Source organism: Clostridioides sp. GD02404 (assembly GCF_045898275.1).
Classification (GTDB): domain Bacteria; phylum Bacillota; class Clostridia; order Peptostreptococcales; family Peptostreptococcaceae; genus Clostridioides; species Clostridioides difficile_A.
The window spans coordinates 1-13,168 of the sequence record NZ_JBJOCA010000037.1 but is presented as its reverse complement, the minus strand read 5'-3'; the positions used below and the strand labels follow the sequence as shown (position 1 = coordinate 13,168).

Annotated in this window: 10 protein-coding genes and 1 riboswitch; of the genes, 7 read left to right on the top strand and 3 right to left on the bottom strand. The window is 28.8% G+C overall.

Going from position 1 to position 13,168, the window contains the following annotated elements; genetic code table 11:
- Positions 1-70 precede the first annotated feature (70 nt).
- Both Q3287_RS17385 and Q3287_RS17380 read right to left on the bottom strand, forming a co-directional pair.
- Positions 71-1,435, bottom strand: a complete 1,365-nt coding sequence (locus tag Q3287_RS17385; protein WP_407964530.1) for an amidohydrolase — start codon at positions 1,433-1,435, stop codon at positions 71-73.
- 156 nt (positions 1,436-1,591) lie between these two features.
- Entirely contained in the window at positions 1,592-2,935 is a 1,344-nt protein-coding gene (locus Q3287_RS17380) for an NCS2 family permease (RefSeq protein WP_054277311.1), read from the bottom strand.
- Between the two features lie 72 nt (positions 2,936-3,007).
- A riboswitch (purine riboswitch) is annotated at positions 3,008-3,109 on the bottom strand.
- 328 nt (positions 3,110-3,437) lie between these two features.
- Here Q3287_RS17380 and Q3287_RS17375 point away from each other — a divergent pair.
- From Q3287_RS17375 to Q3287_RS17365, 3 genes are all read left to right on the top strand, one after another.
- Positions 3,438-4,091 (top strand): pentapeptide repeat-containing protein, encoded by a 654-nt coding sequence (locus Q3287_RS17375; RefSeq protein ID WP_054271266.1) that lies wholly within the window; start codon positions 3,438-3,440, stop codon positions 4,089-4,091.
- A gap of 140 nt (positions 4,092-4,231) precedes the next feature.
- Positions 4,232-5,503 carry a branched-chain amino acid transport system II carrier protein gene (brnQ, locus tag Q3287_RS17370; RefSeq protein WP_054277330.1) on the top strand — a complete coding sequence of 424 codons (1,272 nt, stop codon included), beginning with the start codon at positions 4,232-4,234 and terminating at the stop codon, positions 5,501-5,503.
- Positions 5,504-5,705: 202 nt separating this feature from the next.
- Positions 5,706-6,893 carry a DUF3798 domain-containing protein gene (locus tag Q3287_RS17365; protein ID WP_407964529.1) on the top strand — a complete coding sequence of 396 codons (1,188 nt, stop codon included), beginning with the start codon at positions 5,706-5,708 and terminating at the stop codon, positions 6,891-6,893.
- 152 nt (positions 6,894-7,045) lie between these two features.
- On the opposite strand, the gene Q3287_RS17360 is transcribed toward Q3287_RS17365, so the two are convergent.
- A complete protein-coding gene (locus Q3287_RS17360) occupies positions 7,046-9,070 on the bottom strand; it encodes a sigma-54 interaction domain-containing protein (protein WP_407964528.1) in 2,025 nt (674 codons plus the stop codon).
- Positions 9,071-9,454: 384 nt separating this feature from the next.
- Here Q3287_RS17360 and Q3287_RS17355 point away from each other — a divergent pair, with 384 nt between their 5' ends.
- From Q3287_RS17355 to Q3287_RS17340, 4 genes are all read left to right on the top strand, one after another.
- The gene (locus tag Q3287_RS17355) at positions 9,455-10,123 is read left to right on the top strand and encodes a nucleoside recognition domain-containing protein (protein ID WP_054271263.1); all 669 of its coding nucleotides are present in this window, start codon (positions 9,455-9,457) and stop codon (positions 10,121-10,123) included.
- A 1-nt stretch (position 10,124) separates the two neighbouring features.
- Positions 10,125-10,610, top strand: coding sequence for a YjiG family protein (locus Q3287_RS17350; RefSeq protein ID WP_054271262.1), 486 nt, complete (start codon positions 10,125-10,127; stop codon positions 10,608-10,610).
- Positions 10,611-10,670: 60 nt separating this feature from the next.
- Complete coding sequence (locus Q3287_RS17345) at positions 10,671-11,798, top strand: M20 peptidase aminoacylase family protein (RefSeq protein WP_407964527.1); 1,128 nt, start codon at positions 10,671-10,673, stop codon at positions 11,796-11,798.
- A gap of 269 nt (positions 11,799-12,067) precedes the next feature.
- A complete protein-coding gene (locus Q3287_RS17340) occupies positions 12,068-13,144 on the top strand; it encodes a MalY/PatB family protein (protein WP_407964526.1) in 1,077 nt (358 codons plus the stop codon).
- Positions 13,145-13,168: the final 24 nt, after the last annotated feature.

Genomic DNA, 13,168 nt, shown 5'->3' with positions numbered 1-13,168 from the left:
CAATTGTTTTGTATATATGATGTATAATCAAAGTTATATATTCATATTTACAAAACAATTGAAATTTGTATTATTTTATAATTTTAAATTTAGAAGGAATTTTAACTTCTGCTTTTTCTTTTATTTTAGAAGATTGTTCTTTAACCTTATTTAACAATTCAGATTCATTTACAACCAATACGTTTCTTTCTTTCATTAGCCATTTACCATCACAAATTGTAGAATCTACATTTTCACTAGTCATAGAATAAACTATATTTCCAATTGGATTATGCATTGGTAAGGAATGAATTGTATCTGGATTTAGAATAATCATATCTGCTTTTTTTCCTACTTCAAGGCTACCAATTTCTTTTTCCAATAGAGCACATTTTGCTCCATTTATAGTAGCCATTTCTAATACTTCTTCAGCAGGAATGACTGTTGGATTTAAAGTTCTACCTTTATGTATTAATGAAGTTAAATACATATCCCTCATAAGGTCCATTCTATTATTTGAAGGTGCTCCATCAGTACCAATTGAAACTGGTATTCCTTTTTCTAACATTTCAGGAATTGATGCAAATCCTAGAACCACTTTCATAGCTGCAGCTGGATTATGAGAAACTTTTACATCGTGTAATCTAAATAAATCAATTTCTTTATGAGTAAGCCAAACTGTGTGAGCAGCTAAAAGATTTGGACCTAATATACCTAATTTATCAAGATACTCAACTGTTCCAACTCCATTCTTCTGTTTTACAAATGAAATCTCATCAGCTATTTCAGCAATATGCATATGTATACCTGTATTGTACTTGTCAGCTAGTTGTTTAGTCTTAATAAGTAATTCGTCTGTTGTATTAAAAATAGTTCTTAATGCAAACCATATTTTGATTCTTTCATTAGATGTATTATTAAATTTATGGAATAGGTCTAATTGAGTATTGATTTCTTCATCTGTAGTTTTTTGCCATGCTTCGGGAAGTCCATCTCCTGTATCCATAACTGATTTAGCTAAACATGCTCTAAGTCCAGTTTTGTCAACAGCTTCAACCATAGCATCTACATATTGACCACCAGATTCCAAAAATGTAGTAACACCAGATTTTATCAACTCAATACAACATGCAGTGGATGAGATTAATGAATCTTCATAATTAAAGCTACTTTCAAATGGCCAGATTCTTTCTCTAAGCCAAGTTAAAAGTACAACATCGTCTGCAAGACCACGTTCTAATTGTTGAGATAAATGAACGTGTGTATTTACTAATCCTGGCATTAATATTTTTCCTTTAGCATCGTATATCTCAGCATCTTTATCAGCAATGTTGCTATCAAATTTGCCAACCTTTTTTATAATGTTGTTTTCAATAAGTATACTTCCATTCTCGTATACTTCTCTATCTGCATTCATAGTAATTAGATATGCATTTTTTATAAGTAATTGTGACATAAGTATCCTTCCTTTTTTATATATTTTTGTATCCACATATTATGATAATAAATTTTCTATACAAAGTTAATAGCAAAATCATTTTTATATGTAAAATTGATTTTGCTATTCATAAATTAAAAATAAATAAGATTTTATTTTATATATTTTAAAATATTAACTTAGAACTAAATTTACAACTGCAAGTAAACCTATAACCCAAAGTGTAATACTAATTTTATTAGTTTCTTTAGCTACAACATGCATTATTATGTATGAAATAAATCCAAAGCATAAACCAATACTTATACTATAAGTTAGAGGCATCAATAAAACTGTAACAAAAGCAGGTACTGCTATTTTGCTATCAGCAAAATCAATTTGCTTTATACTTTCGAACATGAACACACCAACCATAACAAGTGCAGGTGCTGCGGCGTAAGTAGGAACTATACCAAGTAATGGTGTAAATATAAGTGTGGCTAAGAATAAAGCTGCTGTTACTACAGAAGCAAGTCCAGTTCTTGCACCTGCTGCTATACCAGAAGCAGATTCTCCAAATGTTGTAACTGTACTAGTTCCTAAGAATGAACCTATTAAAGTAGAAGAAACATCTGCATATAACATTTTTCCTAAATCTTTTATTTCACCATTCTCATCTTCAAGACCCATTTGTTTACAACAAGTAATAAGAAATGCTAATGAATCAAACATATCTATAAACATGAAAGAGAATATAGGTCCAATTAATGAGAATTTCAATGCTCCTATAATATCTAATTTAAAAGCAATTGGTGCTATACTAGGAGGTTTTGAAATTATTGCTGTTGGTAATTCTACAAATCCAAATATAATAGATATTATTGTTGCAACAACTATACTTATTAATATCCCACCTTTAACTTTCTTATATTCTAATATTGCCATTAATATAAGAGCAAAAAGAGCTATTAAAACTGTTGGTGTAAAATCGGCAAGTGAAACTATAGTATCTGGGTTTGCTATTATAACACCCATGTTTTTTAAACCAACAAAAGCAAGGAAAAGACCTATACCTGCTGAAGAAGCTACTGCTAATTCTCTAGGAATAGCGTCTGCAATGGTCTTTCGAAGACCCGTTACTGCGAGTGTAAAGAATACACATCCAGATAAAAAGACTACCCCAAGACCTGTTTGCCACGGGATTCCTGCTCCTATAACTAAAGAGTATGTGAAAAATGCATTTAATCCCATACCAGGTGCTAGAGCGAATGGCGCATTTCCTAAAAGTGCAAATATTAGTGTACCAATGGCTGTAGCTAATATAGTAACAGTTATAAGTGCGGCTTTATCCATACCAGCTTCAGATAATATTGCTGGATTTACAAAAACTATATATGCCATTGTTAAGAATGTAGTAACTCCACCTATCACTTCTGTTTTAAGGTTAGAGCCACGTTCGCTAAATTTAAACATTTTGTCTAAAAAGCTCAATGATGAATTATTTCCATCTGGTTGTACATTGTTAGTATTTGGTACCATTTTTACCTCCAAAAAACTTTAAGATATAAACAAAAAAATATATATTCATATAGATAGAATAGAATATATATTCAAAGTTGACATTCTATTCATAGAAAACTCATTTAAGGTGAGTTTGTAGAAACTATTAGACCATATTACTAATATTATATGAACATTTTCTATTTGTTTTTCTGTTGTATTATATCGTAATATTGTATTATTTACAATAAATTTAATAAAATTATTCGTTTTTTTGTCGATTTTATAAAAAATTAAGGTTATTTATTATTAGAAATTATTCTTTTTAATAATAAAATATGTATGGATATAATAGGAGCCATGTTCACATGCCTTATACTATTAATGGAAGTTTATTATAGATAAGTTTGTGATATAATTATAAATGTACTGAATACAAGAATATTTCGTAAAAACTTTTTAATATATCAAATATATATATTAAGTTAATATATTAAATAAAATGGTGATAAAAAGAATATAATTTATAGTGGAGGGGAAAATGACTAAAGTTATTAAAGTACAAAAGCCTAAATTTACAGAGGAATTAGAATCTATTGAAAATCTTGAAAATATGCTTGATGATATACTTAATGATGAAAAAATATTTAATAAAATTATAGAAAATGAAATTATAAGTGATTTAGATGCTATAAGAGTTAGTTTTGAGTCTTGTATATTTAGAAATGTATCTTTTGAGAATTGTAATCTAAAAAAGATTGATTTGCTGGATGTAGTATTTGAAAACTGTAATTTATCAAATACATTTTTTGATGAAGGAAGTATATATAGAGTTGAATTTAAAGACAGCAAATTGATAGGAGTTAGATTTGATGATTGTATACTTAAAAACGTTCTGTTCAAAGATGTTTTAGGTAAGTATTCTAACTTTTCATTCTCTAAATTTAAGGTGGTTTCTATTTTGGATTCAAATTTTGAGAATTCTGTATTTCAAGAAGTAAAAAGTGATAATCTGGTATTCGAGTATACAAATCTTAAAAAAGCCAATTTTAATGGAAGTAAACTTTCTGGTGTAGATTTTACTACTAATAATATTGAAGGAATTGAGGTTGGAATAAACGATATTAGAGGAGCTATTTTTGATGTATCACAAGCAATTGATTTAACAAAATTGATGGGAATTATAATAAAATGAAAAAAATATTCATAAAATAAATTGGGAAAACGTTAACAATATGTGAATTTTTACCAGATTGACATTTTTCTGAAAATAAAGTAAGATTATCTTAATATTCAAAATATTTTCAAAGGGGGTAGTTTGGTGTGAGTAAGCAGATGAGAGATATTTTTGTGGTTGGTTTTGCTTTATTTTCTATGTTCTTTGGCGCAGGAAATCTTATGTTCCCTCCATTTTTAGGAATGGAATCCGGCAAAGACTGGTTAATTCCTCTTATTGGCTTTGTTGTTGCAGATGCTGGTATAGCAATGCTTGTTATTATAGCAACAGCAAGATGTAAGGGAAGCATGGATGATGTACTTAGGAGAGCTGGTAAAGGATTAGCAAGAGTAATGAGTGTAGCCGCTCTAGCATGTTTAGCACTTCTTGTTATACCAAGAACTTGTGCAACAACATATGAGATGGGTATTATACCTATATTTGGAGACCATGGACCAGCAGCTAAAGCGATATTTTCAGTGATTTTCTTTGGATTAACTTTAGCATTTACAATTAGGTCTTCTAAGGTTATAGACATAATAGGTAAGTATTTAACTCCAGCGTTATTATTAGTATTATTTGTTTTAATAGTAAAAGGTATAATTTCACCAGCAGGACCTATGAGTCCAGAACATATGATAGATAGAAATCTATTTGGTGAAGGTATATCACAAGGTTACCAGACAATGGATGCTCTAGGTGCAGCTTCTATGGCAACTATAATGTTAATGTCTATAGTGGGTAAAGGATATACATCAGATAAGGACCAAATTGGAATGACTATTAAAGCTGGTTTTGTAGCTTGTGTATTTTTAGCATTAGTATATGGTGGTCTTACTTATTTAGGTGCAACAGTTTCAACAATATATGATACTAGTGTACCTCAGGCATCTTTATTAGTTGAAATAACTAGTATACTATTGTATGGTCAGGTAGGAAAGATAATTTTAGGTATAATTGTAGCACTTGCCTGTCTTACTACTTCTACAGGTTTAACAGCATCAATATCAACTTATTTTGAAGGAATAAGTAAGGCAACTTACAAACAACTAGTTATAGGTATATGTGTGGCTAGTATGCTTATATCAAATTTAGGTGTTGACTCTATAATAGCTATATCAGTTCCAATCCTACAAACGATATATCCTGTTTTATTAGCAATAGTTATCATGGAGTTGGCTGGTAAAAATATAAAAAATGATAATGCATTTAAAGGTGCAGCATACGTTACGTTAGTGGTTAGTGTATTATCAGCTGTAAATGGAATGACAGGAGCTGTTCCATTTATACAAAGCTTACCACTTGCAGGTTTGGGCTTTAACTGGGTAATACCAGCTATATTGGGTGGAATAGTTGGTAACTTCATAAAAAGCAACAAACAAGTAGCATAATAATTTGTAATTAATTTAATTTTATAATATATAATTTTTTTAGTACTATGGGTAGGTTTAATCAAAACCTAATCTACCCATAGTACTTTTTAGATTGAAGTATAATAATATGTATATAATTTTTTATAATATAATTTTTCTTTGAAGTATGATAAAATTAGTAATAGTGATAAGAAAGTACAAATTTAGGAGGTTTTAACTAATGCTTAGAAAAATAACAGCATTTATGCTATCCATATGTTTAATTATTGGACTTACAGGCTGTAGTTTGATTGCAGGCAAGCAAGATAAAAAGGAAATTATAGATGACTTTAAAGTTGCAGTAGTAACTCAACCATTATCTGAGAACAAAGTACAGTATAATATAGTAGAAAGCTTGGCAAAAGAGTATGAAGAAGAGAATAAAATTGATAAAGACAAAGATGGTAAAGCTAAAGTTAAGCAAACTATAAAGCATGTTGTATTACCAGAAAACTTTACTTCTAATATAGATAACGCTATAAATCAAATAGTAAAATTGGCTGATGATAAAGAAATTCAGGCAATTGTAGTATCTACAAATCAAGCGGGTCTTTTACCAGCTTTACAAAAGGTAAAGGAAAAGCGTTCAGAAATAATAACTATTTCTGCACCTATGGGAGATGACAAGAATCAATTAAGCCAGTATGTTGATGTGAATTTAGGGGCTAATATAGAGGGAAGAGGAAAGTTATTAGCAGAACATTCAAAAGAAATGGGAGCAAAGGCTTTTATTCATTACGCTTCTAAAGATGATTTAAAAGATGCTAATATAGCCAAAAGGCTAGAGAAGATTAAAGAGACTTGTAAAAATATAGGACTACAATTTGTACAAGTGGATACACCAAATATGAATAATGAAGAAGATAAAAATAAGGTTAAACAGTTTTTAAATGAAGACATTGAAAAACAAGTTAAAAAATATGGAAAAGATATAAATGTATTTGGTGTAAATGAGATTATGGATGAAGTTATTTTAACTAAGGCTTTAGAGTTAAAGTATATAGTTGCAGAACAAAGTAATCCATCACCAACACAAACATATCCTGAGGTTATGGGACTAAAAATATCTAAAAAAGATGCTCAAAATTATAATAAAATAAATGATATGATAAGTGAAAAAGCTAAGGCTGCTGGTATGTCAAATAGGCTTGGAGGATATCCTATTCCAATGGATGCTTTTATACCAGCATTAGCAATCCATCTTGCTACTGAAATGGTAAAGGGAGACTTAACACAAGAAGATGTAAGTGCTCAAGATTATTTAGAGGGATTTGTAGAATTAAAATTTGGTATTGGTTCAGAATTTACACCTTTAACAGAGGTACTTTATAATTATCAATTAGTAGTCTTAAATCAATTAATCTATTAATATTAAAAGCTATGTTATTAGTAATAAAATACTAATTTCATAGCTTTTTCTGATAATAAATAAGTTTTATTATTTTATATAAAACTTTATATAAAAAATAAAATCTTAGGATTATATAAAACATGATAAAGTAAATATGAATTACTATAGATTTAAATTATATTATTTTCTATTATTTTTGTTCCTTTCTCAGTTAAAGTGGAGCCTTTTCTTCCTTTGCCAGAAAATAAGTATCCATTAAGTGTTAAATATTCTAGCATACTTCTTACTTCATATTCTGTGACATTATATTCCATAAATTTCATTAGTTTTGTTCTACCCATAGGTTTTATATATAATGACTTTAAAATAGAAATACATATGTTTCTGTCATATTGACTTAAATCATGAAATATAGAGACATTATTTGATACAGGATGATGATTTAATTTTGAAGATATATTTTGAGGTAAATCATTTATTGTAAGATAATTAGAACCCATGTAAGCCATATATTCAATACAATTTCTCAATTCTCTAATATTACCCATCCAAGTGTAGGAATTTAGAGTCTCTAAAAGATATTTATCCAGTTTAACATTTTTATAGGGAAGCTCTTTTAAAAATGACTCTAAAAGAAGTGGAATATCTTCTAATCTATTTCTAAGAGGAGGTAAATCTAAAGTAAACATACTTATTCTATAAAATAAGTCCATCCTAAATTTATTTTCTATAATTAATTTTTCTAAGTCTTTATTTGTGGCAGCTAATATTCTTACATCAATTGGAATGATACTTGTACCACCAATTTTTCTAATTTCTTTTTCTTGTAAAACTCTCAGAAGTTTAACTTGTAAGTTGTGTGGCATATCTCCTATTTCATCTAAAAATATAGTTCCAGTATGAGCTAATTCAAATAATCCTTTTTTTCCACCTTTTTTAGCACCAGTAAAAGAACCATCTTCATATCCAAATAGTTCACTTTCAAGTAGTTCACTTGGTAATGAAGCACAATTTATAGCTACAAAAGGTTTATTTTTTCTATTTGAATGATTGTGTATTGATTGAATGAAGGCCTCTTTACCTGTACCTGTCTCACCTGTTATTAATATAGGATTATCTGTAAGAGCCATTTTTTTTGCTTTTTCAATACAATCTTTTATAACAGAGCTATTTCCAATAATATTATTAAATTTATATTTAGCTACATAACCTCTTTTAACAGAATCACTTCTTATTTTTTGTTCTAATATCTCGATGTTATTTACATCTTTTAATGTAATTAAACAACCTTCTATATTTTTATAAAGATAAAATGGTTTTTTAGAAAGTATGAATTTTTTATCTATTTCATCGATGTATATAATCATATTGTCTATATTTAAATTCTTCGTAATTTTATGTAAAAAACTCTTTGGTAGATAATCCATTAAAGATGGAGATTTTATAAGTTTTTCATCTAGTTCAAGCATACTAAGTAAAGATTTATTTACAAAAGTAACTTTATTGAAGGTATTAAAAAATATTAAACCATCTCCTATTTCATCAATAGTCATGTAAAGTATTGTTTTTAGTTTAGATATATTATCCAATGATGTATTTAAAAAGTCATGACTGAGTGTTTCCTTAGATAATTTATATAATTTTTCTATAAATTTTTCATTTTTTAATTTTAATACCACTAGTAATGACATATATGTATCTAATGAAATTTTTCTCCATCCTAAGTCAACTATGTTTTTTATGTATTTTGGTATAAATCTAATTTGACCTGGTGTTATAGCTGTATCCAAATCATATATTTCATCACAATCTGGATAGGTTGGTACAAAATCTATATGATTTATCCCGATTTTATATAGGTAGGTAGCCATTTCAAACGCTGATGTTTTATTAGTGGTCATAAGTAATGATTTTGTACCAGAAGGTAGTTGCATCATTTTTTCATAACCAAGCTTTGAAAGTGCTTTTGTTCCATGAATAATTTCAATATCTTCTTTAAAATGTTTTATTAAAAAATTACTAGTTAAAGGTGATAGAGAAAGTACAACATCTCCTTCTAAATTTTCTTTTATGCCATCGAGTATATTTTGTGTTTCTATGATTATCTCATCTCCAAAAAAGTTTATTAACTCTTCTTTGTAATGATTACTATTCAATTTATCATATGTTATAAGGATTAATTTCTTTTTATCCATGCTATTTCTCCTAACAAAGTAATATTTATTTTATTCTTTTAAGTACAAGGTAAGTTATATTATACATCAAATAATATGATAAATTTAGAAATACGATTAAAAAAAGGTTTTTATAGGTTTTTATCCTATAAAAACCTTTTTATAAATATTTTTTGATAAATAACTAAAGTATATTTTTATATTAAGAAGTGTATTTTGATAAGTAATAAAAAAATAATGTATTTAAATACTTTAGAAGTTAGTAATTATAAGCAATTTATTATATGGGATAAATCTACAATCAAAAAATGGATATAAAACCCTTATCATTAAATTATTGGCACAAATTTTGCTTATTAAAGAGATATACTAATAAATCTTAATTAAACAGGAGGGAGAATTTAAATGAGCAAATTGGAATCAGCAACAGAAAAAGTAGAAGTAAAATGGTATGGGTATGTAGCATTAATTTTGGGTGCATTATTCTTTTCAGGAATATTTAAGGATGCGTCAGGGCCATTAAAAGTATTGGATTTTAATAATGTACTGGGTTCTTTTGGAACATTAGGAACTGTTAATGATGGTGTGGGTACATTAGCTGCAAATTTTAGAGGTGATGGAGGTACTGGTCCTAGAGATGGATGGCTATATGCATTGACACTAATACCATCTGTTATGTTTGCACTTGGAATAGTTAGAGTTATAGACCATTTAGATGGGATGAAGGCAGCTCAGAAGCTTCTTAGTCCGCTATTAAAACCGTTATTAGGATTACCTGGATTTGCAGGATTGACTTTGATAGCTAGTTTACAATCTACTGATGCAGCTGCATCTATGACTAAAGAACTTAAAGATGATGGATATATAGACGAGAAACAAAAGGCTGTATTTTGTGCATTTCAATTTTCAGGTGCATCTGCAATCACAAACTTCTTTGCTTCTGGAGCAGCATTATTTCCATTTATCGGAGATGTTCCAATCTTTATACCACTTGCTTTAATATTAATTATGAAATTTGTTGGAGCAAACTTACTTAGACTATATTTAAATAAATTTGACAAGGGGGAAGCTTAATATGAGTGAAGTAGCAAAAAAAGAAGTAAGGGCTAAAAAAGGGAATGTGATAGACGCATTTATTGGAGGAGCTAGAAATGGATTTCAAATAAGCACAAATTCAATGGCTCCAAATGTTATCTTTGGTTTTGCTATAATTTCTATATTTAATTTAACAGGTCTTTTGGATGTGATAGGAACAATATTTACACCTGTAATGAGCATATTTGGACTTCCAGGTGTTGCAGCAACTGCAATAATGACAATATTTATATCAATGGGAGGAGCATCTGGAGTAATAGCAGGTCTATTTACAGCAGGTCAGATAAGCCAAGCACATGTTGCAATTCTTTTACCAATGTTATTGCTTTCAGGTGCTCAGATACAATTTATGGGTAGACTTTTAGGAACTGCTGAATTAAAGACAAAATATTATCCACATATGTTTGTGATAGCAACTTTAAATGGTTGTATTGCAATGCTTATAATGAATTATTTCGTAGTATAGGTAAGTATAATAAAAGTTTAATATAAATATAAGGTTTACATTTTAAGGAGGAGTTATATTATGGAAACTAATAAAGATTATATTGAGTACGTACATAGGGTGTATGATTATTTACATACTATACCAGAAAAAGGGTTTGAAGAATATAAGACATCTGAGTTTGTTTTAAAGGAACTTGAAAAAATGGGTTTTGAAGATATTAATAAAGGCATTGCAGGAACTGGTATTATAGTAACTATAGATTCTAAAAAAGAAGGACCAGTATTTGCTATAAGGGCAGACATGGATGCGTTGGAATTTATAATAGATGGAGAAAAGAAAATGATACATGCTTGTGGACATGATGGTCACACTTCCATGATTTTAACAGCTGCAAAACTAATAAGAGAAAGAAATCTAGTAAAGAGAGGTACTTTAAAAATACTTTTTCAACCAGGAGAAGAAAAACTATATGGTGCATTAAGAGTAATCGATTCTGGCTTATTGGATGATGTGGAAGAAATGGTAGGTATGCATTTAAGACCTGGTCAAGATTGTAGACTTGGAAAGGCAATACCTGCAATGTATCATTGTGCTAGTTGCATAATGGAGTTTACGATTAAAGGTGTTACTTGTCATGGGTCTAAACCACACTTAGGAGTAAATGCAGTAGATGCTGTTTGTTTGGCAGTGAGTGCAATAAATGCAATAAGAGTAAATCCAGCTGTACCAAACTCCATAAAAGTGACAAATATATCAGTTAAAGGAGAAACATATAATAATATACCAGATGAAGCATTTATGGCTTTAGATATAAGAGCAGAAAGTAATGAGATAATAGAAGAATTAAAAGAAAAAGCAATACATGCTGTAAAAACTGCTGCAAATTCTATAAATGCAGAGGCTATGTTACTTTCAAAGGATGGAGTGCCAGCAGCAGAGTTTGATGAAGGGCTTGTGAAATTGGCTGAAGAAACTATAAAAGATGTATTGGGAGAAGATGCGTCTATAGGTACATTTAAGAATTCTGGTGGAGAGGATTTTCACTACTACACACAAAAACTAAAATGTAAAACTACATATATTGGATTGGGAGCTGATGCTACACCAGGATTTCACAATCCAAATGTGACATTTGATACAAAGGCTTTGGAATATGGAGTTGATATATGGTGTAGATTAGTTGAAAAGAGATTGGGTAATATCTAAACTAATGATTCTACATTTACAAATTTAGAAGTTATAGAAAAGATTGCTTATGTCAGTTGAAATATAATTAATATAAGCAATCTTGTTTTGATATATTGAAACTATTTTTACAACATTGAAAAAAACTATAACGATAAAAACAAGTATATTTTAAATCTATTGGACAAAAAAGTGTTACTATTATAATATGTAGAATTGTAAAATAACACCAAATTACATCCAGTTATATACTAAGTAATTATAAAATTTGTATTTTTAGGAGGGGTAAAATGAGTAAATATAATTTTGACCAAGTAATAGATAGAGTAGGGACAGATTGTGTAAAATGGGATTTTAGAACTAATTGTTCACCAAAAGCACAAAAAGATGGTTTACCTTTTTGGATTGCAGATATGGATTTTGAATGTGCAGAGCCAATAATAGAAGCATTACATAAAAAAGTTGACCATAAAATATTTGGATATAGTTCTAATGATAGTGAAGAATACTTTAATGCAGTTTGTAGCTGGTACAAAAGAAGATTTAACTGGGAAATAAATAGAGAAAATATTGTGTTTAGTCCAGGAGTTGTACCAGCTGTTGCTATTTTAGTAAGAATATTAACTGATTCTAATGAAGGTGTAATAGTTCAAAAACCAGTGTATTACCCATTTGAAGCAAAGATAAAAAGTAATAATAGAGAAGTTGTAAACAATCCTCTGATATATGAGAATGGCACATATAGAATGGATTATACTGATTTAGAAGAAAAGGCTAAGTGTAGCAATAATAAAGTACTTATACTTTGTAGCCCTCACAATCCAGTTGGTAGAGTATGGAGAGAAGATGAATTAAAAAAAGTTGTAGAAATATGTAAAAAATATGACTTATGGATAATAGCTGATGAAATACATTCTGATTTAATTAGAAAAGGATTTAAACATACTCCTTTACAATCATTATGCCCAGAGTACAAAGATAAAATAGTTACATGTATAGCACCAAGTAAAACGTTTAATCTAGCTGGAATGCAATTATCTAATATAATAGTGAATAACAATGATTTAAAAAAGAAATATCAAGAAGAGGTCACAGCTGTTGGAGTTGGAACTTCACCAAATCCTTTTGCTATTGTAGCTACTATAGCAGCATATAATGAAAGTGAAGATTGGGTTAATGAATTGAATGAATATTTAGATAATAATATAAGATTTATTGATGAATACTTAAAAGAAAATTTACCAAAAGTAAAACTTGTTTATCCAGAAGGAACGTATTTAGCATGGTTAGATTTTACTGCCTATGGATTAAATGAAATAGAACTTGAAGATTTAATGTTTAAGAAAGCTAATGTATTATTTGATTAAAAAATAGCTACATACACTCGTAAC